This is a genomic window from Simplicispira sp. 125 (assembly GCF_003096555.1).
In the GTDB taxonomy this organism is placed as follows: domain Bacteria; phylum Pseudomonadota; class Gammaproteobacteria; order Burkholderiales; family Burkholderiaceae_C; genus Simplicispira.
This window is the reverse complement of sequence record NZ_QEKM01000001.1, coordinates 312,945-337,412: the sequence shown is the minus strand read 5'-3', so window position 1 is coordinate 337,412 and position 24,468 is coordinate 312,945. Positions and strand designations below refer to the sequence as shown.

Annotated in this window: 26 protein-coding genes and 1 tRNA gene; 12 read left to right on the top strand and 15 right to left on the bottom strand. The window is 61.9% G+C overall.

Features of this window, described 5'->3' with window-relative positions:
* Window positions 1–14: 14 nt before the first annotated feature.
* From C8D04_RS01610 to C8D04_RS01600, 3 genes are all read left to right on the top strand, one after another.
* Complete coding sequence (locus C8D04_RS01610) at window positions 15–734, top strand: MotA/TolQ/ExbB proton channel family protein (protein WP_116003303.1); 720 nt, start codon at window positions 15–17, stop codon at window positions 732–734.
* A 2-nt stretch (window positions 735–736) separates the two neighbouring features.
* Window positions 737–1,147 (top strand): biopolymer transporter ExbD, encoded by a 411-nt coding sequence (locus C8D04_RS01605; protein ID WP_116003302.1) that lies wholly within the window; start codon window positions 737–739, stop codon window positions 1,145–1,147.
* A 77-nt stretch (window positions 1,148–1,224) separates the two neighbouring features.
* The gene (locus C8D04_RS01600; protein WP_116003301.1) at window positions 1,225–1,431 is read left to right on the top strand and encodes a hemin uptake protein HemP; all 207 of its coding nucleotides are present in this window, start codon (window positions 1,225–1,227) and stop codon (window positions 1,429–1,431) included.
* Between the two features lie 243 nt (window positions 1,432–1,674).
* Here C8D04_RS01600 and C8D04_RS01595 read toward each other — a convergent pair whose 3' ends face one another.
* Entirely contained in the window at window positions 1,675–2,082 is a 408-nt protein-coding gene (locus tag C8D04_RS01595; RefSeq protein WP_116003300.1) for a heme-binding protein, read from the bottom strand.
* 213 nt (window positions 2,083–2,295) lie between these two features.
* Here C8D04_RS01595 and C8D04_RS01585 point away from each other — a divergent pair, with 213 nt between their 5' ends.
* Window positions 2,296–2,994, top strand: a complete 699-nt coding sequence (locus C8D04_RS01585; RefSeq protein ID WP_116003298.1) for a Bax inhibitor-1/YccA family protein — start codon at window positions 2,296–2,298, stop codon at window positions 2,992–2,994.
* A gap of 128 nt (window positions 2,995–3,122) precedes the next feature.
* Window positions 3,123–3,455, top strand: a complete 333-nt coding sequence (locus C8D04_RS01580; RefSeq protein ID WP_233521074.1) for a hypothetical protein — start codon at window positions 3,123–3,125, stop codon at window positions 3,453–3,455.
* A gap of 4 nt (window positions 3,456–3,459) precedes the next feature.
* Here C8D04_RS01580 and rlmD read toward each other — a convergent pair whose 3' ends face one another.
* From rlmD to C8D04_RS01565, 3 genes are all read right to left on the bottom strand, one after another.
* On the bottom strand, window positions 3,460–4,896 hold the full coding sequence (rlmD, locus tag C8D04_RS01575) for a 23S rRNA (uracil(1939)-C(5))-methyltransferase RlmD (protein ID WP_116003296.1): 1,437 nt from the start codon (window positions 4,894–4,896) through the stop codon (window positions 3,460–3,462).
* 52 nt (window positions 4,897–4,948) lie between these two features.
* Window positions 4,949–5,221 (bottom strand): hypothetical protein, encoded by a 273-nt coding sequence (locus C8D04_RS01570; RefSeq protein WP_116005948.1) that lies wholly within the window; start codon window positions 5,219–5,221, stop codon window positions 4,949–4,951.
* Window positions 5,222–5,304: 83 nt separating this feature from the next.
* Window positions 5,305–5,781, bottom strand: a complete 477-nt coding sequence (locus tag C8D04_RS01565; protein ID WP_116003295.1) for an Lrp/AsnC ligand binding domain-containing protein — start codon at window positions 5,779–5,781, stop codon at window positions 5,305–5,307.
* A 111-nt stretch (window positions 5,782–5,892) separates the two neighbouring features.
* Here C8D04_RS01565 and putA point away from each other — a divergent pair, with 111 nt between their 5' ends.
* The 7 genes from putA (at window position 5,893) to C8D04_RS01530 (ending at window position 12,724) form a co-directional block, all read left to right on the top strand.
* The gene (gene putA / locus C8D04_RS01560) at window positions 5,893–9,657 is read left to right on the top strand and encodes a trifunctional transcriptional regulator/proline dehydrogenase/L-glutamate gamma-semialdehyde dehydrogenase (protein WP_116005947.1); all 3,765 of its coding nucleotides are present in this window, start codon (window positions 5,893–5,895) and stop codon (window positions 9,655–9,657) included.
* 185 nt (window positions 9,658–9,842) lie between these two features.
* Window positions 9,843–10,124, top strand: a complete 282-nt coding sequence (locus C8D04_RS18775) for a DUF4148 domain-containing protein (RefSeq protein ID WP_243405754.1) — start codon at window positions 9,843–9,845, stop codon at window positions 10,122–10,124.
* Between the two features lie 117 nt (window positions 10,125–10,241).
* On the top strand, window positions 10,242–10,796 hold the full coding sequence (locus C8D04_RS01550; protein ID WP_116003294.1) for a sigma-70 family RNA polymerase sigma factor: 555 nt from the start codon (window positions 10,242–10,244) through the stop codon (window positions 10,794–10,796).
* A 14-nt stretch (window positions 10,797–10,810) separates the two neighbouring features.
* Window positions 10,811–11,257 carry a zf-HC2 domain-containing protein gene (locus C8D04_RS01545; protein WP_116003293.1) on the top strand — a complete coding sequence of 149 codons (447 nt, stop codon included), beginning with the start codon at window positions 10,811–10,813 and terminating at the stop codon, window positions 11,255–11,257.
* The gene (locus tag C8D04_RS01540; protein WP_116003292.1) at window positions 11,254–11,727 is read left to right on the top strand and encodes a periplasmic heavy metal sensor; all 474 of its coding nucleotides are present in this window, start codon (window positions 11,254–11,256) and stop codon (window positions 11,725–11,727) included. Before C8D04_RS01545 ends, C8D04_RS01540 begins: the two co-directional genes overlap by 4 nt.
* Before the next feature lie 142 nt (window positions 11,728–11,869).
* Window positions 11,870–12,349: a hypothetical protein gene (locus tag C8D04_RS01535; protein ID WP_116003291.1), complete on the top strand. Its 480-nt coding sequence runs from the start codon at window positions 11,870–11,872 to the stop codon at window positions 12,347–12,349.
* Between the two features lie 84 nt (window positions 12,350–12,433).
* Window positions 12,434–12,724 carry an antibiotic biosynthesis monooxygenase gene (locus tag C8D04_RS01530; RefSeq protein ID WP_116003290.1) on the top strand — a complete coding sequence of 97 codons (291 nt, stop codon included), beginning with the start codon at window positions 12,434–12,436 and terminating at the stop codon, window positions 12,722–12,724.
* 19 nt (window positions 12,725–12,743) lie between these two features.
* On the opposite strand, the gene C8D04_RS01525 is transcribed toward C8D04_RS01530, so the two are convergent.
* The 11 genes from C8D04_RS01525 to C8D04_RS01475 form a co-directional block, all read right to left on the bottom strand.
* A complete protein-coding gene (locus C8D04_RS01525; protein WP_199562955.1) occupies window positions 12,744–15,437 on the bottom strand; it encodes a bifunctional acetate--CoA ligase family protein/GNAT family N-acetyltransferase in 2,694 nt (897 codons plus the stop codon).
* Between the two features lie 132 nt (window positions 15,438–15,569).
* Window positions 15,570–15,646 (bottom strand) — tRNA-Pro (locus C8D04_RS01520).
* A gap of 26 nt (window positions 15,647–15,672) precedes the next feature.
* Window positions 15,673–16,080: a MerR family transcriptional regulator gene (locus C8D04_RS01515; RefSeq protein WP_116003289.1), complete on the bottom strand. Its 408-nt coding sequence runs from the start codon at window positions 16,078–16,080 to the stop codon at window positions 15,673–15,675.
* A 113-nt stretch (window positions 16,081–16,193) separates the two neighbouring features.
* Window positions 16,194–16,517 carry an integration host factor subunit alpha gene (locus C8D04_RS01510; protein ID WP_116003288.1) on the bottom strand — a complete coding sequence of 108 codons (324 nt, stop codon included), beginning with the start codon at window positions 16,515–16,517 and terminating at the stop codon, window positions 16,194–16,196.
* Between the two features lie 20 nt (window positions 16,518–16,537).
* Window positions 16,538–18,985, bottom strand: a complete 2,448-nt coding sequence (gene pheT / locus C8D04_RS01505; protein WP_116003287.1) for a phenylalanine--tRNA ligase subunit beta — start codon at window positions 18,983–18,985, stop codon at window positions 16,538–16,540.
* A 121-nt stretch (window positions 18,986–19,106) separates the two neighbouring features.
* Window positions 19,107–20,159 carry a phenylalanine--tRNA ligase subunit alpha gene (pheS, locus tag C8D04_RS01500; protein ID WP_116003286.1) on the bottom strand — a complete coding sequence of 351 codons (1,053 nt, stop codon included), beginning with the start codon at window positions 20,157–20,159 and terminating at the stop codon, window positions 19,107–19,109.
* A gap of 101 nt (window positions 20,160–20,260) precedes the next feature.
* Window positions 20,261–20,620: a 50S ribosomal protein L20 gene (gene rplT / locus C8D04_RS01495; protein ID WP_106447603.1), complete on the bottom strand. Its 360-nt coding sequence runs from the start codon at window positions 20,618–20,620 to the stop codon at window positions 20,261–20,263.
* 26 nt (window positions 20,621–20,646) lie between these two features.
* Entirely contained in the window at window positions 20,647–20,850 is a 204-nt protein-coding gene (gene rpmI / locus C8D04_RS01490; protein ID WP_116003285.1) for a 50S ribosomal protein L35, read from the bottom strand.
* A gap of 187 nt (window positions 20,851–21,037) precedes the next feature.
* A complete protein-coding gene (gene infC, locus C8D04_RS01485; protein ID WP_116003284.1) occupies window positions 21,038–21,649 on the bottom strand; it encodes a translation initiation factor IF-3 in 612 nt (203 codons plus the stop codon).
* 77 nt (window positions 21,650–21,726) lie between these two features.
* Window positions 21,727–23,646, bottom strand: coding sequence for a threonine--tRNA ligase (gene thrS / locus C8D04_RS01480; protein ID WP_116005944.1), 1,920 nt, complete (start codon window positions 23,644–23,646; stop codon window positions 21,727–21,729).
* Between the two features lie 319 nt (window positions 23,647–23,965).
* Window positions 23,966–24,322 (bottom strand): hypothetical protein, encoded by a 357-nt coding sequence (locus tag C8D04_RS01475; RefSeq protein WP_116003283.1) that lies wholly within the window; start codon window positions 24,320–24,322, stop codon window positions 23,966–23,968.
* Between the last annotated feature and the right edge of the window lie 146 nt (window positions 24,323–24,468).

Genomic DNA, 24,468 nt, shown 5'->3' with positions numbered 1-24,468 from the left:
TTTCAGGAGTTCTCATGGAATCGCAATTCGGCCTTGCCAACGTCTGGACCCAGGGCGACTTCGTCACCCGGGCTGTCGCCGTGCTGCTGCTGGGCATGTCACTGGCCTCGTGGATCGTCATCCTGGTAAAGGCGCTGGACATCGTCAAATACAAGAAGCACGCCAGCGCGGTGCAAACCTTCTGGCACAGCGAAGACTTTGCCGCCGGGCTGACCCGGCTGGGCAGCGACCCCTCCAACCCCTTCCGCCAGCTCGCCATGGAAGGGCGCGAAGCCACGGCGCACCACCGCAACACCAAGGGCCAGTTGCATGAGAGCCTGGACATCAGCGACTGGATTACGGGCAGCCTGCGCAACTGCATCGACGGTTTTACCGCCCGCCTGCAATCGGGCCTGGCGATCCTCGCCTCGGTCGGCTCCACGGCGCCTTTCGTCGGCTTGTTCGGCACGGTCTGGGGCATCTACCACGCGCTGCTGGCCATTGGCACCTCGGGCCAATCCACCATCGACAAGGTGGCAGGCCCCATTGGCGAGGCCCTGATCATGACGGCGCTGGGCCTGGCGGTGGCCATTCCAGCCGTGCTGGGCTACAACGCCCTGGTGCGCGGCAACAAGCACATACTCATGCGCCTCAACAGCTTTGCCCATGACCTGCACGCCTACTTTGTGACCGGCGCCCGGGTGAATGCCCAGGGCGACAGCGGCAACGTGCGCCCGCTCAAGAAAGGCGCCTGACCATGGCCTTTGGTACCCAGGACGAAGCCGACGAGGTGATGAACGAGATCAACATGACGCCGCTGGTGGACGTCATGCTGGTGCTGCTCATCATCTTCATCATCACCGTACCGGTGATGAAGCATTCGGTGAATGTCGATCTTCCACGCGCAACCAACACGGCCGAAGAACTCAAGCCCGAGACGGTGCGCTTGAGCGTAGCGGCCGATGGCACCTACTACTGGAACGGCCAGACCATTGACGATGCCGAACTGGCCACCCGCCTGCAAGCCGAAGGCGCCCGCGAGCCGCAGCCCGACCTGCACATCCGCGGCGACCGCGAAGTGCGTTACGAACGCGTGGCCCAGGCTCTGGCCGCCGCCCAGCGCGCGGGCGTGCGCAAGATTGGTTTCGTGACCGATCCCCAAGAATAAAAAACTTCAAAATGTGCTGGACAGTTTGTTGAGAATGGTTATCATTACCTGCATCGCACAGCACAGCTTTTTGTTCCATGCACGCCACCACCCTGCACCTTCCCGTCCTGTTCAGCCAGACCCCGCCCGCAGCCTCCCCTGCCGCAGTGCCCCGTGAAGACCATCTGCCAGCGGTAGAAAGCCATGCCCTGCTGCAAGGCCAGAAGGCAGTCACCATCCACCACAACGGCGCTCTCTACCGCTTGCAGGCCACGCGCCTGGGCAAGCTGATTCTGACCAAATGAATTTCAGCGCGCCTGCCACAGCAACCCGCGTGCAGGGCGCAACGATCATCGTGGGGCGACTCCCGGACTGACAGTCCAGTCCGTGAGAGTCGTTTTTGCCAGCCAACGGTACTCCCGCGTAGCCAGGCTTTTTTTCCACCGATCCAGCAAAAAACCGGCCATTGGCCGGTTTTTTAATGAAAAGTGGCTGTAACGCCCTTCCATTAAGCGCTAGCAGCTCTTTATTCCATAGCAAAATATCGATTACAACCCGAGCGCAGCAATCCCGGCCTTGGCAATCTGAGCGTCTTCAGTCGATTTGACGCCGCTCACGCCCACGGCGCCCAGGCACTGCCCGTCCTTGAGGATCGGCACGCCACCTTCCAGCAAACCATCGATCGTTGGAGCGCTCAGGAAAGACGTGCGCCCGCCATTGACGATGTCTTCATACACCTTGCTCTCGCGGCGCCCCAGGGCTGCCGTGCGGGCCTTGGAAGGCGCGATGTGGGCAGAAATGGCCGCCGCGCCGTCCAGCCGCTGCAGTGAGAGCAGGTGGCCGCCGGCATCGACGATGGCAATGGTTACGGCCCACTGGTTTTTCAGGGCTTCGGCTTCGGCAGCGGCGGCAATTTTCTTGACGTCGGCCAGTTCAAGTTCAAAGGTGGTCTTCATGCGGTATGCGGCCTTGTGGGCCGTTGTTCAGTGGCCCGTGGGCCTGGGTGATGGAACCGAAAGGATAGCGCGGGGTCACACATCCGTCATTGGCTTGCAGGGCAAAAGAATCCTGACCCAAAACGAGGTAGTGCCCGCCATTGCAAATGGCTGTATGCATCACCATCTACAATCATGCGGCCTGCGCTGTGCAGGTCACTCAGGAGAGAAACGATGAACGATCGGGTCACCACCCTCCCCTCTGCGGACTATGGCTACGGCATTTCGCAGGAGCAGCGCCACAAGGTGATGCGCAATACCTACTGGCTGCTGGCGCTGAGCCTGCTGCCCACCGTCTTGGGGGCATGGCTGGGCGTGGCCACGGGCATCACCCAGTCGCTGCGCGGCGGCGTGGGCCTGATTGTCTTCATGGGCGGCGCCTTCGGCTTCATGTTCGCCATCGAGAAAACCAAGAACTCTGCCGCCGGTGTCCCCGTGCTGCTGGGCTTTACCTTCTTCATGGGCTTGATGCTGTCGCGCCTGATCGGCATGGTGCTGGGCTTCTCGAATGGCACCGAGCTCATCATGACGGCGTTTGCCGGCACGGCCGGTGTTTTCTTTGTCATGGCCAGCCTGGCCAGCGTCATCAAGCGTGACCTCTCGGGCATGGGCAAATGGCTGTTCGTGGGCGCCCTGGTGCTCATGGTGGGCGCGATGGTCAACGTGTTTGTCGGCTCGTCGGCCGGCATGATGGCCATCTCGGTGGCGGCCATTGGTATTTTCAGCGCCTACATGCTGTACGACCTCAAACGCATCCTGGACGGTGGCGAGACCAACTACATCAGCGCCACGCTGGCCCTGTACCTGGACCTGTTCAACGTGTTCCAGAGCCTGCTCGCTCTGCTGGGCATCATGGGCGGCGAGCGCGACTGATACCGCACCCAACCATCCTCGCAAAGGCTCCCTCGGGAGCCTTTTTGCTGGGCATATACCCGCAGCATGCCTCAACCCTGGCGCCGGGTTGCCGATAATGGAGAAAGATGTTCCCTCAAAAATCTGCCATGCCCCGCCGCATTCTTCTGGCCGCAACCGTGGTGTCACTGCTCTCGGGCTGTGATATTCCCGGGCTGGGCCCCGACCCCCGCATCGCTCAGCGCGAGGAGGAGGCCAAGGCCATCGGCGGCGCCTGCCGCCATGCGCTGCGCGGCCTGGAGGACTGCTACGCGCTCAACCCCAAAGCCAGCAAGGCCGCGGTCTTCAACGGCTGGAAAGACATGGATCTGTACATGCGCGAAAACAAGATCGAGGGCTCGCCCTCGGTCATGGGCAAGGCACCCGGCGCCGCGAAACCTGCGAGCGACATCGAAACGGAACCTGCAGAGAAAAAGTCCTGACCGCTCAGTCGGCATCCCGCTCGAACACCGCCATGCTCTCCACATGGGCCGTGTGCGGAAACATGTTGACCATGCCCGCTGCCGTGCAGCGGTAACCCGCCAGATGCACCAGCAACCCGGCATCGCGCGCCAGCGTGGCGGGGTTGCAACTCACATAGACGATACGCTTCGGAGGTGTCCAGTGTTCAGCCCCCGCAGGCAGCGGCGCAGCACCCTCGACTCCGCGGCGTGCCTGCTCGATGGCGGCCAGGGCCTGGGCCAGCGCAAAAGCGCCATCGCGCGGAGGATCAACCAGCCATTTGTCCGCCACCCCATCCTGCACCAGCATTTCAGGCGTCATCTCAAACAGATTGCGCGCTACAAAATTAGTAGCTGCCAGCGCATTACCTTCCTGCCTTAGGGCCGAATTTCTATCATAATTCTCGCGGGACCGCGCCACCAGAGTCTCACTGCCCTCGATGCCCAGCACCTCGCGGGCCTGGGTGGCCAAAGGCAAGGTGAAGTTGCCCAAACCGCAGAACCAGTCGATCACGCGCTCGTGCGGCTGCACATCGAGCAGGCGCAGGGCGCGCGAGACCAAAACGCGGTTGATATGCGGGTTGACCTGGGTGAAATCGGTGGGCTTGAAGGGCATGGTGATACCGAACTCGGGCAGCGCATAGGCCAGTTGCTCGCCGCCTTCATCAAGCAGGCGCACTGTTTCGGGGCCTTTGGACTGCAACCACCATTGCACGTTCTGCTCGGCAGCAAAACTGCGCAGGCGCACCAGATCCTCGCCGCTCAGCGGCTCCATGTGGCGTAGCACCAGCGCCGTCACGGTGTCGCCACAGGCCAGTTCGATTTGCGGGCAGGTGTCACGCGCATCGAGCGAAGTGATGAGTGCGCGCAGCGGCATGAGCAGGGCACTGACATGCGGCGGCAGCACCGGGCAAACTTCCATGTCGGCCACATAGCGGCTCTTACGCTCGTGAAAACCCACCAGCACGATCCCTTTTTTGATCACGTAGCGCACCGACAAGCGCGCCCGGTAGCGGTAGCCCCAAGTAGGCCCCTCGATGGGGCGCAGCAGCATTTCAGGCTTGACCTTGCCCAGGTGCCACAGGTTGTCTTCCAGCACCCGCTGTTTGACGGCCACCTGGGCGCCCACATGCAGGTGTTGCATCTTGCAGCCGCCGCAGGCGCCAGAATGCAGGCCGAAATGCGGGCATCCCGGCTGCACGCGCTGCGGTGATTCGCGGTGAATCGCTGTCAGGTGGGCCTGTTCCCAGTTGTTCTTCTTGCGGTAGGTGCTGGCGCTTACCCGCTCGAACGGCAAGGCTCCTTCCACGAAGACCACCTTGCCATCACTCTTGTGGGCCACGCCCTGGGCTTCAAGGTCCAGGGATTCAATCTCCAGCCAATCGGGCGTGGGGGAGGGCTGTTTTTCTGTCGGTTCACTCATGCTCTGATTGTCTCAGAGCCTCAGCGCGGCCGCCGCCGACCCCAAGGCGGGCTCAGCGGGATTTTTCCTGCCCGGCCTGTCGCGCCACGGGCAGCTTGTGCACTTCCACATCGCATCCATAGTCTTCGAGCGAAAACACCAGAGTGCCGCCAGGAAGCACCTCGGCCAAGGTCTCGTGCAGGGGACGGGACAAATCCACCGGTGGCTCGGGCGCGCGGTACACCACGCTTTTGTCAGGGCCATACACAACATAGCAGGCGGCAAAGGCGCCTTGGCTGAACAGGCCAGCCGCCAGGACAGCGGCGGCCATAGAGAGCATGCGCATTGGGTTTTTCTCCTTCTCTGGGGTTCTCTGGGGTTCTTTGCGGGCCATTATGCAGGCAGGCACCGCTGTTCAAAAGCATGGATTCAGTCCAGTGGCAGACGGGTGCTGTGCTTGACCTCTTCCATCACGGCATAGGTGCGTGTCTCGCGCACCCCCGGCAGTTGCCACAAAACGGCACCGGCAAACTCGCGGTAGGCATTCATGTCGGCGGTACGGGTTTTGAGCAGGTAATCAAAGCCCCCAGCGACCATGTGGCACTCCATGATTTCGGGGCGCACCTGCACCGCGGCCTTGAACTGGTCGAACACATTGGGCGTGGTGCGGTCGAGCAAAACCTCGACAAACACCAGCATGCCAGCCCCCAGCTTGAGCGGGTTGAGCCGTGCTTCATAGCCCACGATGAAGCCGTCGCGTGTGAGCCGCTGCACCCGTGCGAGCACGGCAGTGGGCGACAAGGCCACGCTTTCAGCCAGCTTGAGGTTGGCGATGCGTCCGTCATCCTGCAGGATTGCAAGAATTTTTCGGTCGATACGGTCCAGATCGGCCCCAAAGTCGCTCATGAATAGTGAATTGTTTTGTTTGTTCGGCGATATTTGACCATTAATTTTGCGCCCCACCGATGATGATCTCGCTGTATCGGGATCACTCTCTTCTTGCACGAAACCATCGCCATGAACCAGCCCCTCCACGCGCCTGCCGCCCCTGCCCTGCCCTTCGCCGCCTTTGCTCCACGCCCTGCAGATCAAGGTCCGTTGCGCGAGGCCATTACAGCGGCCTACCGCACGCCAGAGCCCGAGGCACTGGCCCCTTTGCTGGAGCAAGCTCAACTGCCGCCGGACCTGGACGCCGCCGCCCAGGCACTGGCCTTGCGCATTGCCGGCACACTGCGCCAGCGCAAAAGCTCGGCAGGCCGGGCAGGCATCGTGCAGGGGCTATTGCAGGAATTTGCCCTGTCGTCGCACGAGGGCGTTGCGCTGATGTGCCTGGCCGAAGCGTTGCTGCGCATCCCGGACAAGGCCACGCGCGATGCGCTGATCCGCGACAAGATCAGCAACGGCCAATGGGAGCAGCACCTGGGCAAAAGCCCCTCGCTGTTCGTCAACGCCGCCACCTGGGGCTTGCTACTGACCGGCAAGCTGGTCTCCACGCACAACGAGGGCAGCCTGTCGGCCTCGCTCGGCCGCCTGACGGCCAAGGGCGGCGAGCCGCTGATCCGCAAGGGCGTCGACATGGCCATGCGTATGATGGGCGAGCAGTTCGTCACGGGCGAGACCATTGGCGGAGCACTGGCCAATGCGCGCAAGATGGAGAGCGAAGGTTTCCGCTATTCCTACGACATGCTGGGCGAGGCCGCACTCACCAGCGAGGATGCGCTGCGCTATTACGCCTCGTATGAGCAGGCCATCCACGCCATCGGCAAGGCGTCCAACGGTCGGGGCATTTATGAAGGCCCCGGCATCTCGATCAAGCTCTCGGCTTTGCACCCGCGCTACAGCCGCGCACAGTGGGAGCGCGTGATGAATGAGCTCTACCCGCGCGTGCTGCGCCTGACCGAACTGGCGCGCCAGTACGACATCGGCTTGAATATCGATGCCGAAGAAGCCGACCGGCTCGACATTTCGCTCGATCTACTCGAACGCCTGTGCCATGCCCCCAGCCTGCAGGGCTGGAACGGCATCGGCTTCGTCATCCAGGCCTACCAGAAGCGCTGCCCGCGCGTGATCGATTTTGTGATCGACCTGGCCCGGCGCACACAACGGCGCCTGATGGTTCGGCTGGTCAAGGGTGCGTACTGGGACAGTGAGATCAAGCGCGCCCAGGTCGATGGCCTGGACGACTACCCGGTCTACACGCGCAAGACGCACACCGATGTGTCTTACCTTGCCTGCGCGCGCAAGCTGCTGGCCGCGCCTGAGGCCATTTACCCGCAATTTGCCACGCACAATGCGCAGACGCTGGCCGCCATCTACCACCTGGCCGGCAACAACTACTATGCCGGCCAGTATGAGTTCCAGTGCCTGCACGGCATGGGCGAACCGCTGTACGAGCAGGTGGTAGGCGCCGTCACGGTCGGCAAACTCGGGCGCCCCTGCCGCATTTACGCGCCCGTGGGCACGCACGAAACTCTGCTCGCCTATCTGGTGCGCCGCTTGCTGGAAAACGGCGCCAACACGTCGTTCGTGAACCGCATTGCGGATCATTCCATCGCATTGGACGAACTGGTGCGCAACCCCGTCGTGACAGTACAGCAAGCGGCTGCAGCAGAAGGCGCTTCAGGCCTGCCCCACCCACGTATTCCACTACCCCCGCAGCTCTACGGCACTGAACGCCCCAATTCCCGGGGGCTGGACCTGTCCAGTGAACACGAACTTGCCCGCCTGGCCCCCGCCCTGCAAGACAGTGCCCGCCAGCCCTGGCAGGCAGGCCCTCTGCTGGCGCAAGACGTAGCGCCCGCCCTTGCCGTGCCGGTGCGTAACCCGGCCGACCACCGCGACGTGGTGGGCCAGGTGTGCGAGGCTACCGAAAGCGATGTGGACCATGCCGTGGCCTGGGCCCACCAAGCCGCACCGCAATGGGCCGCCACGCCGCCCGCAGAGCGCGCGGCCACCCTGGCACGCGCGGCAGACTTGCTGGAGCAGCAAACGCCAGCACTGCTGGGCCTGCTGATGCGCGAGGCCGGAAAGACCTGCACCAACGCCATTGCCGAAGTACGCGAAGCGGTGGACTTCCTGCGCTACTACGGCGCCCGGGTGCAGCACAGCTTTGACAATACGACCCACATCCCACTGGGCCCCGTGGCCTGCATCAGCCCCTGGAATTTCCCGTTAGCCATCTTCATGGGCCAGGTGGCTGCAGCGCTGGCCGCAGGCAACACGGTGCTGGCCAAACCGGCAGAACAGACGCCTTTGATTGCGGCCCAGGCAATACGCACCCTGTGGCAGGCCGGCATTCCCCGTGCCGCCGTGCAACTGCTGCCCGGCCAGGGCGAGACGGTAGGCGCACGCCTGGTGGGTGACGATCGCATCATGGGTGTGGTGTTCACCGGTTCAACCGAGGTGGCGCGCATTTTGCAGCGCAGCATTGCGGGCCGGCTCGATACCGCAGGCAACCCCGTGGTGCTGATTGCCGAAACGGGTGGCCAGAACGCCATGATTGTCGATTCCTCGGCCCTGGTGGAGCAGGTGGTGGGCGATGCCGTGGCTTCCGCTTTTGACAGCGCAGGCCAGCGCTGCTCCGCATTGCGCGTGCTGTGCGTGCAAGAGGACGCTGCCGATCGGGTAGTGGCCATGCTGCAAGGCGCCATGGGCGAGCTGCGCCTGGGCAACCCCGACGCCCTGAAGGTCGACGTAGGCCCTGTCATCGACGCGCAGGCGCGCAGCGGCATCCTGGCGCACATTGATGCGCTGCGGGACAAGGGCCATCGTGTGTTCCAGCACCAGGCCCGCACAACGTTCGTGACGGAAAACGGCACTTTTGTACCGCCGACACTGATCGAGATCAGCAGCATCGTCGAACTTGAACGCGAAGTGTTCGGTCCCGTCCTGCACCTGGTGCGCTACGCCCGCAAAGATCTGCCGCGCCTGCTGCAACAGATCAACGCCACCGGCTACGGCCTGACACTGGGTGTGCACACGCGCATCGACGAAACCATCGCCCAGGTGGTGGACCAGGCCCGCGCAGGCAACGTTTATGTAAACCGCAACATGGTGGGCGCCGTGGTGGGTGTGCAGCCGTTTGGCGGCGAAGGTCTTTCAGGCACAGGACCCAAGGCGGGCGGCCCCATGTACCTTCTGCGCATGCTGTCCCGCTACCCCGCCGATGCACTGGCCACCACATTGGCACAAGACGACGCAGCGAGGCCGCGCAACGAAGCGCAGCGCCAGCCCCTGCTCGCCAACCTGCAGCTACTGGAAGACTGGGCACGCAGCCACAAGAACACAGCGCTGGAACACACCTGCCAGCACCTGGCCGCCACCACGCCCAGCGGGGTGCTGCGCACCCTGCCCGGCCCCACCGGCGAGACCAACAGCTACCAGATCCTGCCCCGCGAGCGCGTGCTGTGCCTGGCGAGCCAGGATGGCGATCTGCTGACCCAGCTGGCCTGCGTGCTCGCCACCGGCGGTCAGGCCCTGTGGCCGGTGCAGCACACCGACCTGCATGCCCGCCTGCCCGCCGCGCTGCAGGAGCGCGTGGCACTGGTGGCGCAGTGGCAGGCCGACGGCGTGTGGTTTGATGCCGTGCTGCACCACGGCGACAGCGATGCGCTACGCTCCGCCTGCCGCACCATCGCCATGCGCCCCGGCCCCATCGTGGGTGTGACCGCTCAGCCCGCAGGCGGAACGGAGGTGCCGCTGGAGCGTCTGGTGCTGGAACGCTCGCTCAGCGTGAACACGGCGGCGGCCGGCGGCAATGCCAGCCTGATGACCATCGGCTGATCCCCCGCCCAACAGACAAAACAGTCCGGGTGGTCGCATGCAGAAAAAAATAGTGGGAACAACTCCTGTGGCCGACCGTTGAATCAGACAAGGGTCGGCCTACGTCGGTCCCCATCCTTCAACTCTTGGAAATTACCATGCGATCTCCCCGCTTCCTTATCTGGACCCTCGCCATCGCGGCACCAATGGTTTCGTTTGCCGCCCCCCCGCACAGCCCGGATGCCATGGACCGGCACTCGGCCGCGTCACAGGGTGACCTCTACGGCCTGGATTTCGAAGCACGCTTCACGCCCTACCGCGACAGGGTCGCAGTACGGGCCGAAGCCCGGATGGCAGCACCCCATTTCAAGAACGAATCCGCCCCGCCAAGCATGGATACCCCTTCCCGGACCAATCGCGAGGTGGTTCGGACCGAGGCAGCCGCTGCCCAGCGCGCTCGCCAGATTCCGGTTGGTAACCTAGGCTAGGCCCACACGGCCGGGACACATGGGCGAGGCGGCCTGTACACAGTAGTCTCATGACCCCGGCTGCGCGCAAAAATATGGAACTTTTGCGCGTCCCGTTCGTTGACACTGGCAAGCACCATGAGATCCTTTCGCCATCTCGATGACGACGACTGCATCGCCCACGCACAGCGGGGCGACCGCGCAGCGTTCTCGGAGCTGGTGGGGCGCTACCAGGACCGCATCTACCGGTTCCTGGTGCGGCTCACACGCTCCCAGGACGACGCACGGGAGCTGACCCAGGAAACCTTCCTCCACGCCTACGAAGCGCTGGAGCGCTGGCGCCCCGAGGCGCGCTTCACGACCTGGCTGTTCCAGATCGCGCGCAACCAGGCCTTTGACTGGCTGCGGCGCGGCAAGCGGGTCGAATTCGTGGCGCTGGAAGACGACGACGAGGCCTCCCTGCCCGACCCGGCCCCCGCGCCCGATGCGGCGCTGGAAACCCGGCAGCGCTTTCATGCGCTGGAGCGGGCACTGGCACGCCTGCCCACCGAGCACCGGGAAATCCTGCTGCTGCGGGAGATCGAAGACATGTCCTATGAAGATATCGCGGCCGTGCTGGACATCGGCCTGGGCACCGTGAAATCACGCATCGCCCGGGCCCGCGCCGGACTGCTGGAAAAAATGCCGCGCTGACAGGAGGAAATGCCATGACTTGCCCCGGAACCGAAGAACTGTCCGCCTACGCCGACCACATGCTCGCACCGCGCGATCACGCGCAGCTCCAGCAGCACCTGCAGGGCTGCCCTGCGTGCCAGCACCGGCTTGGCGAACTGACGTCACTGCAACACGCACTGCGCGCGCTGCCGTCGCCCACGCTGGGCTTTGACCTCGCCTCCCGCCTGGAAGGCCGCCTGCGCCCCAGGCCACAACACCCACCGACCCGGCACTGGCTGGGCGACTGGGGCGGCTGGCTACCGGCGGGCCTTGCAGCCGGCATGGCGCTGGCCTCGGGCGTCTGGATGGGCGGCCTGCTGCTTGGCGGCGGGGCCGCCAGCACACGCCCGGCCACCATGGCGCGGGTGTTCGATCCGGTGCCGCCAGGCGGGCTGTGCGCCGCCGCTGAACTGTGCCGCCTGACGAAAGGAATGCCATGAACCGCAACCACTGGACCCGCTCTCTGCTGGCCATCTCCCTGTCGCTCAATCTGGGCATCGCTGGCGCCCTGCTCTGGCAATCATCCAGGCCCCGGCCGCAGACCGACCCGGTGCATCCAGCACCCCTGAACCTGCAGGACCACCTGGCGCTGAACGCCGAGCAGCGCGCGCGCTGGCAGGCACTGGAGCCAGACTTTCTGCAGGCACTGGCGGCCAACTGGCAGGCCATCCGCCAGCACCGCGAGGCGCTGGTCCGGCATATCTTTGCCGCCACACCCGACCGTACCGCCATCGACGCAGAGCAGGCTGCCATCGCTCGCCTGCAGGGTGCCCAGCAGCAACGTGTCATCGCGCAGCTGCTGGCTGAACGCGCCCTGCTGGACGAACACCAGCGCACGCGCCTGATGGAGTTGCTGCTCAACCGCTACGCCCAGGAAAGCACGGAGGAAGAACAGCTGCACCGGGACTGAAGCAGCGGCTCTGCAGCCCGCGGCAGCCATACAGAGAAAAAAGATGCAAAGAAAATGGAACATTTTCGGAGGCGGCTCGTTGAAACCAGTAAGGCCCCGCAATCGCGAGGCCCCAGTTTCCATCCACCCTCACGGAGTCCCCATGAAATCACCCATCGCCCTGATGCTCGCCGTTGCCCTTTCGTCCCCCCTGGCCGCGCTGGCCGCTACCGACGCCCATGACCACGGCAAGTCCGCCCCCCACAAGCTCGAACTGAATGCGGGCAAGAAATGGGGCACCGACGACGCGCTGCGCCAGGCCATGTCGACCATCCACCAAACGGTTTCGCAGACGCTGCCCACGGCCCATTCAGGCAAGGCAAAGGTTGCCGATTACGAAGCCTTTGGCAAGGACGTCACAGCGCAAATCACCTATATCGTGGAGAACTGCAAACTCGACCCCAAGGCCGATGAGCAACTTCACATCATCGTGGCAGACATGATGAGCGGCGTGGAAGCCGCCGAGGGCAAGGAAGGCGAGAAGAAACGCGCTGCGGGAGTCGTCAAGGTTGCCCAGGCCGCCAATGCATACGGCAAGCACTTCGACCATGCAGGCTGGAAGGCGATCAAGGTGCCGCACTGAAGGGCAGGTTGAACCGGAAAGAGCGGTGGAACTTACGCTCCCCGCTCGTTGGAATCTTCAATCCCAAAAACCGAGGTACGCACCATGTTCATTGTCATTATCGATTTCCCACCGATCCAGCCGGGCAAGGATGCCGAGTTTCGTGAGTGGTTTATCCAGACCAACGATGAGTTTGGAAAACATGAAGGATTCATTAGCCGACGGCTCTTGAACCCCCTCAAGGGCGGCAACTATGCGGCCATCGTGGAGCATGAGAGCCATGAAATTTTCATGAAAATGCACAGCACCCCCGCCCATGCCCAAGCCAGTGAGCGTGTTGCGCCCCTTTTTGATGGCCGCCGGACACCTCAGTTCTACGATGTGATCATTGGCTGAAAAACCGCACCCTGCCTCGCTAAAGCGTGTGCGTCACCATCTTGAATTCCGGATCATCGGCATAAGCCTTGATCGAGAAACCCAGGTTGCGCATAAGCTTGAGCATCTCTGGGTTGTTCGCCAGCACCAATCCTTCGATTTCAGCAAGCCCCTTGTCACGGGCGACATCCATGATGCTGAGCATCAGCCGTGAGCCCAGGCCTTTGCCACTGAAATCATCCGCGACCACCAAGGCAAACTCACAGCTGGAATGGTCGGGGTTGGTGATGTAGCGTGACACGCCAACAATGCGTTCGGTTTCGACGATTTCGCCATCCGGCCCTGCCTTGCGTTCCTTGAAGATGGCCACCAAAGCCATCTCACGGTCGTAGTCGATCAGGGTAAAGCGGGCCAGCATCATCGGCGGGAGCTGCGCCATGGATGAGATGAAACGGAAATAGCGACTCTCTGGCGAGAGGTTCTGCACCAGCGTCTGAAGCATCTGCGCATCGTCCGGCCGGATAGGGCGCACCGTGTATTCACCACCGCCGCGCAGCGGCCAGATCTGCTCGTAGCGCGCGGGATACGGCAGGATGGCCAAGTGGCCATACTGGCCGACACTGCCATTGCCGGAATGCGGGGCATGGTCGATCACAATGCGGGCGTCCACCGCCACGGCGCCTGACTCATCCACGATGATGGGGTTGATGTCCATCTCGCGCAGCTGCGGCAGCTGGCACACCATTTCTGACACACGCAGCAAAATTTGCTCCAGCGCCTCATGGTCTGCGGCCGTGGCACCGCGCCACTCTCCCAGCGTTTCGGCAACGCGCGAACGCTCGATCAAACGGCGCGCCAGAAACTGGTTGAGGGGCGGCAGTTCCATGGCACGGTCATTGATGAGCTCGATCATCGTGCCCCCGGCACCAAAGGTAATGACTGGACCAAAGGGATCATCCGTCACCAACCCAATGCACACTTCACGCCCCCGTCGTGCGCGCACCATGTTCTGCACGGTGACGCCATTGATGCGGGCATGGGGTTGCAGGCGCGCTACGCGCGCCACCATATCGGTATAGGTATCACGAGCGCTTGCGCCGTCTATTACGTTCAAGGCCACGCCCTGCACATCCGACTTGTGACTGATGTCGGGCGAGTCGATCTTGAGCGCCACCGGAAAACCCAGTTGCGTGGCGATCATCATGGCTTCGTGCGCGCTGCGCGCCAGAATGGTTTTGGTGACGGGTATGTGGAATGCCGCCAGCAGCGTCTTGGATTCCATCTCGGTGAGCACCTTGCGGCGCTCGGCCAACACACTCTCGATGACCAAACGCGCACCCTTGATATCCGGTTTGGCAAGGGCCGAGAGCGGTGGCGGCGTTTGCTGCAGCAGTTGCTGGTTCTGGTGGAAGGCGGCGATGTTGCCAAAAGCGCCAACCGCCGCCTCAGGAGTACGAAAACTCGGGATAGAGGCTTCAAGCAAGATGCCCCGGGCCGGGACCACGGTGGCGTCACCCATCCAGCAGGTCAGTAGCGGCTTGGTCATCTGGCGTTTGACTTCGGCCAACACGCGCGCCACGTCTGAAGGGTCCACACCGGACTTGGGTGAATGGATGGCCAGCACACCGTCAATCTGCCGGTCTTTGGAAGCGGCTTCAACGGCGATGCGGTAATGCTCGGCAGTGGCATCCTCCGACACATCAATCAAATCCGACAAGGAGGCCAGTTCTGGCAATTGCGGCTTGAGTGCAGCAGCTGATTCTGGCGAGAGCTTGCCCAAATCCAGAAAAATCTCGTTCACCCAGTCGGCCGCGAGGACACCGGGGCCGCCGCCATTCGTGACGATGGCCAGCCGCCGCCCCACAGGACGGTAGCGCGATGCCAGGCACTTGGCCGCAGAAAACAGCGCCACGAAGGACCGCACCCGCACAGCACCCGCCCGCCGCAAGGCGGCATCGAACACATCATCACTGCCCACGATGGTGCCGCTGTGGGTCTGCGCGGCTTCATTGCCCGCCGGCTTGCGCCCAGCCTTGAGCACCACCACGGGCTTGGCGTTGGCTGCCGACCGCAGAGCGCTCATGAAAGCACGGGCGCTGGTAATGCCCTCCATGTACACCACAATGCTGTGGGTTTGGGGGTCATTGGCCAGGAAATCCAGCACCTGCGCAATATCAATATCGGTGTTCGGTCCCAGCGACACCACGGAAGAAAACCCCACGGCATTGTTGCGCGCCCAATCCAGGATGGACGCTGTGAGCGCCCCCGATTGCGACACCAGTGCCAGTGAGCCGGTTCTGGCCAACGGCCCCGCAGCACTGGCATTGAGTTGCAAGGCCGGCCGCTGCAGCCCCAGGCTGTTGGGCCCCAGGAGGTACATGCCCTCGCGGTGGGCAATCTTTTTCAGTTGTGTGGCCAGGTCGGGGCCAATGCCACTCGAAACAATCATCGCCGCCCGGCAGGCCATGCGTCCCGCCACTTCCAGTGCCGCCGCCACATCGGCCGCAGGCAGTGCGATGACCGCCAAATCGGCGCGTGTCTGAACCAGATCGGCCAAGGAGCCCGTCGTTTTTTGCAGATCCACAAAGACCAGGCGTCCCGTATAACGCTGCGCTCTCAACGCTTCATGCAGCGCTTTGGCCTGAGAAGTCAAATGGGCGTCGTCTTCGCAGTCTCCGGCAAAGACAGCAACAGTTTCGGGAGAGAAAAGAGGGGTGAGGTAATGCTTTTCCATGATTTTCTCCGACAGCCGTATCAACGCACATCCGGCCTAGCTTCCTGCAGACTACAGGACACGGGCGCAACTTGCGCAGAAATGAAAACGGGCTACAGCATTTCTACTGTAACCCGTTGTCTTCTTTATATTTGGTCGGCGTGAAAGGATTCGAACCTTCGACCCCTTGCACCCCATGCAAGTGCGCTACCAGGCTGCGCCACACGCCGACAAGCCTGTGATTATAGGCCGAAAATTATGCGTCCAACGAAAGAAGCGCCCGAATTTCAAACAACTCTTTCTGAACAGCTTCCCAGCTCTGCAATCGACCCGTCAAAACCTCTTCGGGTGACGGGTCCATGGGCAACGCTGTATCGACTTGCATCTCCAAGGCAGGTCGCTGCGCATGGTGTGAATCCTGTAGTTGGTTGCGGGCGCCACTGATGGTGAACCCCTGGTCGTACAGCAAATCCCGGATGCGGCGGATCATCAACACTTCGTGGTGCTGGTAGTAGCGGCGGTTTCCACGCCGTTTCATGGGGCGCAACTGGGTAAATTCCTGCTCCCAATAGCGCAGCACATGGGGTTTGACGCCGCAAAGCTCGGCCACTTCACCAATAGTGAAATAGCGCTTGGCCGGAATGGAAGGAAGCAGCGTGCCCATGAATTCAGATCAGAAACAATGCAGCGACGGAAAACCCTTAAGCCTACTGCAGACGCACGTTAAACGCCACCCGGCTGCAGCAAATGAGCCACAACAACGGGGCCCGGCCCCCATCACTCAGGAGCGCCCTGGATCTGCTCCTTGAGCTTGCTGCTGGCATGGAAGGTGACAACGCGGCGCGCGCCAATGGGAATGGCTTCCCCCGTGCGCGGATTGCGGCCAGGGCGAGGCGCCTTGGTACGAATCTGGAAATTGCCAAACCCCGACAGTTTGACGTCCTCACCCTCCACCAGGCTTTGCGCGATCAGGTCAAAGAAGGCATCCACCATGTCCTTGGACTCGCGCTTATTAAGCCCGATGTGGTCAAACAACAGGTCCGCAAGCTGCGCCTTGGTCAGGGCCGGCGTTTCGAGACTCTCTACCGCAAATTCGATCACGTCACTGCTCCATTCCTGTTTTACACGCGCAGTCTTGCGCCGACTTGCTCTACCAGGCGGGTCAACACCGCTTGCATGGCTGCATCGATTTCAGCGTCCGTCAGGTTGGCGTCACCGCCTAACGTCAGGCGCACTGCAAGGCTCTTTTCGCCTGCTGCCAGGCTGTTGGATCCTTCGGCAGCGCCTTCATGCTTGGCGGGCTTGGGCCGATAGACATCGAAAAGCACGGCATTGCGCAACAGGGTGCCCGGCAATGCCGCCCGAATGGACGCCATGATATCGGCATGGGTCACCTGCTCGGCGACCACCACCGCCAGGTCGCGCTCGACCGACTGGTGCTTGGAAACCGGCTTGAACCGCGGCACCACGCGCCCCTGCACGGCGTTCAGGTCCAGTTCAAACAGCACGGGAACCTGGGCCAGCTCCCACGACTGGCGCCACTGCGGGTGCAACTCGCCGACAAAGCCGATGGCTTCGCCATCGAGCAGCACGCGGGCGCAGCGACCCGGGTGCATTGCAGGGTGTGCGGCCACTTCAAACTGCGGCTGCAAGGGTGCCAGCAAGGCTTCGATATCGCCCTTGACGTCGTAGAAGTCGACCGCCTGCTCCTTGCGTCCCCACTGCAGCCTATCGGCCGGGCCGCACGCCAGACCGGCAACGCGCACCGGCTGGTCGAACCCCTCCACCGTCGTATCGGTGTTTTCCACGGACGAATCACGCAGAAACACGCGGCCCATCTCAAACACACGCACACGCTCGGTGCGGCGATCAAGGTTGAACTTCAGCACCTGCAGCAGCGAACCCAGCAGCGTCGAGCGCATGACACCCATCTGGCTGGCAATCGGGTTGAGCAGCTTGATCGGGTTGGGATTGCCTGCCAGCCCATGCTCCCAGCGCTCCTCGACAAAGCTGAAATTGATGGTTTCCTGGTAACCCAAGCCGGCCAGCTGGCGCCGCACCGCAAACGGGCCGCGCCGGTTTTCAGCCTGCAACTTGGGGGTGATCGGGGCCAGCGGCGGGGTGGTGGGCAGCTGGTTGTAACCCACCATGCGTGCAACTTCTTCGATCAGGTCTTCTTCGATCGCAATGTCGAAACGGTACGAGGGCGGCACCACCGTGACCGTCGCATCGCCCAGCGACACGGACAACCCCAGGCGCTGGAGTGCGTCGGCGCACTGCGCCTGGGTGAGTGGCATGCCAATCACCTTGGCAGCGCGCGCTACGCGCAGCGTGACGGGCTGTGGAACAGGCATCCCTGCCTGCTGGTCCACCACGGGGCCGCAAACGGTTTCGGGTGTACCGCAGATCTCAAGGATGAGTTGCGTGATGCGCTCGATGTGTTCCACGGTGAGCTGTGGATCAACACCGCGCTCGAAACGGTGACCGGCATCGGTGGAGAAGTTGTAGCGGCGCGAGCGACCGGCAATCGCCTTGGGCCACCAGAAGGCGGCCTCGACGTAGATGTGGCGCGTGCCGTCGGACACGGCCGTGGCGTCACCGCCCATGATGCCGGCGAGCGATTCGACCTGTTGCTCGTCGGCGATCACGCCGACCTTCTCGTCCACTTCGACGGTGTTGCCGTTGAGCAGCTTGAGCTGCTCGCCCGCGCGGCCCCAGCGCACCTCCAGGCCGCCATGGATCTTGTCGAGGTCGAAGATGTGCGAAGGACGGCCCAGCTCGAACATCACGTAGTTGGAGATGTCCACCAGCGCGGTCACGCTGCGCTGACCGCAGCGCGCCAGGCGGTCCACCATCCACTGCGGGGTCTTGGCCTGCGTGTTGACGTTGCGCACGATGCGGCCCGAGAAGCGGCCGCACAGGTCGGGGGCGCTGACCTTGACGGGCAGCTGGTCGTCCAGCGCAACGGCCACTGCGGGAAACGCGGGCGCCTTGAGCGGCGCGCCGGTCAGGGCGGCGACCTCGCGCGCCACGCCGTAGACGCTCAGGCAATGCGCCAGATTGGGCGTGAGCTTGAGCGTGAACAGGGTGTCGTCGAGATTCAGGTACTGGCGGATGTCCTGGCCCAGCGGGGCGTCCAGCGGCAGCTCCAGGAGGCCGCCATGGTCTTCGGAGAGCTTGAGCTCGCGCGCCGAGCACAGCATGCCCTGGCTTTCCACGCCGCGCAGTTTGCCGACCTTGATGAGAAAGGGCTTGCCGTCCTCGCCGGGGGGTAGCTCGGCGCCCACCAAGGCGCAGGGCACGCGGATGCCCACGCGCGCATTGGGCGCGCCGCAGACGATGTTGAGCAGCTCGCCCTGGCCCACGTCCACCTGGCACACGCGCAGGCGGTCGGCATTGGGATGCTGCTGGGCGTCCTTGATCTCGCCCACGACGATTTTCGTGAACGGCGGCGCCACGCTCTGCAGCTCTTCAACCTCCAACCCTGCCATGGTCAGGGTGTCGGCCAGTTCTTGGGTTGTGAGCGGCGGGTTGCAGAATTCGCGCAACCAGGATTCAGGAAATTGCATAGTCAGACTTCTTTGGCGTGCTCTTAAAAAATGAGCTGCTTGCGCTTGTCAGGTATAGGTTTGATCAACAAAACAAGTTGAAAACCAATCAATATAAGCGCTGGCAGCTCACTTTTTTGTATTACTGGAACTGCGACAGAAAACGGATGTCACCGTCGAAGAACAGGCGCAGATCGTTCACGCCATAGCGCAGCATGGTGAGCCGGTCTGGCCCCATGCCGAAAGCAAAACCAATGTAGCGCTCGGGATCGAGCCCCATGTTGCGCACCACGTTGGGGTGCACCTGGCCGGAGCCAGCCACTTCGAGCCAGCGGCCGGCGAGCGGCCCGTCCTGGAACTGGATGTCGATCTCGGCACTCGGTTCGGTGAACGGGAAAAAGCTGGGGCGAAAGCGCAGCACCAGGTCATCGCTCTCGAAGAAAGTACGGCAAAACGCCGTAAAGATGACCTTCAGATCTTTAAAGCTCACGTTCTCGCCGATCCACAGGCCTTCACACTGGTGGAACATGGGCGAATGCGTGGCATCGCTGTCCACACGGTAGGTGCGGCCCGGCGCGATGACGCGAATTTCGGGCATGGGCTGGCCGGCGTCGAGCAGTGCGCGGTGGCGCTTGACATGCTGCACCGCGTGGCGGATCTGCATGGGGCTGGTGTGCGTGCGCAGCAGATGGGGCGCCTCGGGCGATCCGCCCTCGACGTAAAAAGTGTCGTGCATGGAACGCGCTGGGTGGTCTTCGGGCGTGTTCAGTGCGGTGAAGTTGAACCAGTCGGTCTCGATCTCGGGGCCCTCGGCCACGTCGAAACCCATCGAACCGAAGATACCCTCGATACGTTCGAGCGTCAGGGACACGGGGTGCAACCCACCCTGGCCTCGCTGGCGGCCCGGCAGCGTGACGTCCAGCGCCTCGGCCTTGAGCTGCGCCTGCAGTTCGGCGTCCTGGAGCGCCTGGCGGCGCGCCGTGAGCGCGGCCTCAATGGCCTGCTTGGTCACATTGATGGCGGCGCCGCGGGATTTCTTCTCTTCCACGGAAAGCTGTGCCATGCCTTTCATGAGTTCGGTCACACGACCGGACTTGCCCAGAAACTGGGCTTTGGCATTTTCCAGATCAGCGGGCGTGGCGCTTTGCGCGAACAACTGCTGTGCGCTTTCGACCAGAGAGTCCAACTCGTTCATATGCATTCTTCAAAAGAAACAAGGGCTAGTGCCTTTTCAAGCCCTAGCCCTTGTTGTTTAAGCGCTTGCAGCTATCAAAAAGATAGTTGCTCGCCGTGAACTCAGGCAGCCAGCTTGGCCTTGACCTGTTCCACGATGCTGCCGAAGGCAGCCTTGTCGTGCACCGCGAGGTCGGCCAGCATCTTGCGGTCGATCTCGATGGACGCCTTCTTCAGGCCGTTGGCGAACTGGCTGTAGGTCAGGCCCAGTTCACGGGCACCGGCATTGATACGGGCAATCCAGAGGCGGCGGAACACGCGCTTCTTGGCACGGCGGTCACGGTAGGCATATTGCCCCGCCTTCATTACCGCCTGTTTGGCGATCCGGAAAACATTACCGCGACGACCGCGAAAACCCTTAGCGAGGGCCAGAACCTTTTTGTGACGGGCATGGGCCGTTACACCACGTTTAACGCGAGGCATGTGAGTACTCCTTGTTCGTCAGTTGATTACAGGCCAGCGGAAGGCAACATCTTTGCGATGGAGCCCATATCGCCATCATGCACGCCGACAATGCCACGCAGGTGGCGCTTGTTCTTCGTGGTCTTCTTGGTCAGGATGTGACGTTTGAAGGCTTGGCCGCGCTTGACGGTGCCACCTGGACGAACGCGAAAGCGCTTTTTAGCGCTGCTCTTGGTCTTCATTTTGGGCATTTGAATGCTCCTATTTTTTGTGCTCGTGAGGCGTTTGCAAAACGATTTGCAAACTTGTTGGCCCCGAGCCACTTTTACCGGCAGGCTTTACAACCCACCGCAGAAAGGCGCTAGCGCCCCTCCTATGCCTGGTTTCATCGTCGCCAATGAAACCAGCCCATCTTGTGAATATCCCGCAGGCAAAGACTCAATCCGCAGAATCCGCACCTGCTGCGCCATCGGCAACAGGTTTGGGCGCAGCGGCCTTCTTGCGTGCCGGTGCAATCATCATGATCATCTGGCGACCTTCAAGGCGGGGAAACTGCTCCACCAGAATGGTATCGGCCAGATCATCACGCAGGCGATTGAGCAGGGCCAAGCCCAGATCCTGGTGCGTAATCTCGCGACCGCGGAAACGCAGCGTGATCTTGCACTTGTCGCCTTCCGCCAAAAAACGGCGAATATTGCGCAACTTGATGTTGTAGTCGCCATCGTCCGTACCGGGACGGAACTTGACTTCCTTGATCTCAATGACCGTCTGCTTGGCCTTGGCTTCCGCTGCACGCTTTTGTTCAATGTATTTGAACTTGCCGTAGTCCATCAGGCGGCAGACAGGCGGATTGGCCGTAGCGGCGATTTCTACCAGATCCACATCCAGTTCACCCGCCATGCGCAGCGCCTCCATGAGGCTGACCACACCGAGAGGCTCGTTTTCCGGCCCGGAAAGACGGACTTCCGGGGCCATGATTTCACGGTTCAGGCGGTGCTTGCGCTCTTCACGGTGGCGACGATCACGAAATTCAGTAGCTATGGCTTTCACCCTTAAATCAAAACGCTACAAAAAGCGTAGCTGCTAGCGCGCAACCAGCTTACGCTGGAGCGCATTTCAACCAAAAATTAGGTCTTGGATGCAATCGCCTGGGTGATGAGTTCAATAAACGCATCGACCGGCATCACGCCGAGGTCTTTGTTGCCACGGGCGCGTACTGCGACGGCACCAGCTACCCGCTCCTTGTCGCCAGCGACGAGGATAAAAGGCAGCTTTTGCATGGAATGCTCCCGTATTTTATACGTAATCTTTTCGTTACGCAGATCCAGCGCCACACGCAAGGGGTGTTGGGGCAGTGCTTTTTCCAGTTTTTCGGCAATTTCACGACAGTAATCGCTCTGCGCATCGGTGATATTGAGCACCGCCACCTGCACTGGCGCCAGCCAGGCCGGCAAGGCACCGGCGTGCTGCTCGATCAGAATACCGATGAACCGCTCCAGACTGCCGACGATGGCACGGTGCAGCATGATGGGTCGATGGCGCGCGCCATCCTCGCCCACATACTCCGCGCCCAGTCGCTCGGGCATGTTGGGATCCACCTGGATGGTGCCGCACTGCCAGGGGCGCCCCAATGCGTCCTTGAGCGTGTATTCGATCTTGGGGCCATAGAAGGCGCCTTCACCCGGCAAGTACTCGAACGCGCAGCCGGAAGCCCGCAAGCCTTCGGCCAACGCCTGCTCGGCACGGTCCCAGCTTTCTTCGGAGCCAATGCGCTGTTCAGGCCGGGTGGACAGCTTGTAGACGATGTCCGTAAAGCCAAAATCCTTGTACACCTTCTGCAGCAAAGTGGTGAACGCCACCACCTCGCCCTGGATCTGCTCTTCGGTGCAAAAAATGTGGCCATCGTCCTGTGTGAAGGCACGCACCCGCATGATGCCGTGCAAACCGCCCGTGGGTTCATTGCGATGGCACTGGCCAAACTCACCAAAACGCAGCGGCAGATCGCGGTAGCTTTTGATGCCCTGGTTGAAGATGATGATGTGGCCCGGACAGTTCATCGGCTTGAGCGCGTAATCGCGCTTTTCGCTTTCCGTGGTGAACATGTTCTCACGGTACTTGTCCCAGTGGCCCGTCTTCTCCCACAGGCCCTTGTCCAGAATTTGTGGCCCCTTGACTTCCTGGTAGCCGTTGTCGCGGTACACACGGCGCATGTACTGCTCCACCTCCTGCCACAGCGTCCAGCCCTTGGGGTGCCAGAACACCGTGCCGGGCGAATGCTCGTCGATGTGGAACAGGTCCAGTTCACGGCCCAGCTTGCGGTGGTCACGCTTCTCGGCCTCTTCCAGCATGGTCAGGTACTGCTGCAGCTCGTCCTTGGTGGCCCAGGCTGTACCGTAGATGCGCTGCAGCATTTCGTTGCGGTGGTCGCCGCGCCAATAGGCACCAGCCACCTTCATGAGCTTGAAGAACTTGAGCTTGCCCGTGCTCGGCACGTGGGGGCCGCGACACAGGTCTTCAAAAGCGCCCTCGCGGTACAGGCTCACATCTTCATTGCTGGGAATGCTGGCAATAATTTCTGCCTTGTAATGCTCGCCCAGGCCCTTGAAGTACTGTACGGCCTCATCACGCGGCAGCACCCGGCGCACCACAGGCTCATCCTTGGCCGCCAGTTCAGCCATGCGCTTTTCGATCGCAGCCAAATCTTCGGGTGTGAAGGGGCGCTTGTAGGCAAAGTCGTAGAAGAAACCGTGTTCGATCACAGGGCCAATCGTGACCTGCGCCTCAGGGAACAGCTCCTTGACCGCATAGGCCAAGAGGTGGGCCGTGGAATGGCGAATGACCTCCAGCCCATCGGCGTCCTTGGCCGTCACGATCGAGAGCGGGCTGTCCTGCGCAATCAAATAGCTCGTATCGACCACCTTATCGCCAATCTTGCCGGCCAGCGCCGCCTTGGCCAGACCGGCACCAATGGAAGCGGCGACCTCGGCCACCGTGACCGGGCCGGGATACTCGCGCTGTGAGCCATCGGGGAGCGTGATGTGAATCATGGAAGTCCTTGTCAAATCTTGTGTGGGTGCAATGCAGCGCTTCTCATGCAGAAACAAAAAAGCGCGGAACATGTCCGCGCTTTTTCAGGGAGAGGGTACAAATCCTGTGCAGGCGCGAACGGCCAGCCTCAACGGCCGGTAAACATCTCCGATGTAGTTCGCGGTGTCATAACCAGCATGCCTTTCTCGCCCTTGTGCATTAGTAACTGCGGTTATTTTAGCCTGTACGGGCAATTCCGGAAATCAGACAGCAATCAACATGCGTCGGTATCATGGCTCGTGGCCCATGGAACGGCACAGGAATCGTCGCATCCCCCTGTCAAAACTGACGGGAATAGATGAATCCCACATACGAGCGCCCGATCACAGGCATGAGGACATATTTATCGGTGACCCATGCCCCCAAGGCAGCACCTGCCGCATGGGAACCAATATCGAGCAACTGGCTTGACCGCTTCGCGCCACGCGAGATCTGGTAGGCCGATTCAAGCACGATGGCAGAGGTACTCAGGGCGAAGCCAATCCAAGCACGGTTCTCGGATTCGCTATAGAACCGCGTCACCGCACTGGCCAGCAACGCACCACCTGCGGCATGGCTCAATTCGCTCGTCAGGCCATCGTACGCATGGGCACTGCCCATCAACAGCCAAAGCGTCAGTATCCAAATTTTCTTCATATCGGCCTCGCTTGCAGCACATCGCGCCTTTCCATTCTAGGACTGCAATGGAGGATCGCAATATTCCAAGCGCGCGGCCGACACCAGCAGGGCACCAAAAGCAAAACCACCGGATGCCAAGGCACCAGGTGGTTTGCTGAGTTCTA